This window comes from Borrelia persica No12 (assembly GCF_000500045.1).
GTDB classification, from domain to species: domain Bacteria; phylum Spirochaetota; class Spirochaetia; order Borreliales; family Borreliaceae; genus Borrelia; species Borrelia persica.
This window is the reverse complement of sequence record NZ_AYOT01000174.1, coordinates 1-243: the sequence shown is the minus strand read 5'-3', so window position 1 is coordinate 243 and position 243 is coordinate 1. Positions and strand designations below refer to the sequence as shown.

Here is a 243-nt window from a genome sequence, read left to right as displayed (position 1 = left end):
TATTTAGGGTTATAAAAAAAGAAGATATTATTTAGTTGTCTTAATTTGTGAAGATATTAGATAATATTTCTGATTGATATTTGTAAGTAGATTTATATGAAATTTTCATTTCTTTAAGACGTAAATTAATATAAGTTTTAAGTTTATCAGATCTACGGTTATAAATGGATATTGTATCATTATTGAAGAATTCTTCTATAATAGAAGCAATAATTTTTTTGAGACGAGATTTCGAGTTTTTAT

The 243-nt window shown here is 21.0% G+C and carries 1 protein-coding gene; it reads right to left on the bottom strand.

Features of this window, described 5'->3' with window-relative positions; translation table 11 throughout:
* Positions 1 to 40: 40 nt before the first annotated feature.
* The coding region (locus tag U881_RS13325) for a hypothetical protein (RefSeq protein WP_038363846.1) at positions 41 to 243 on the bottom strand (203 nt) is incomplete at its 5' end.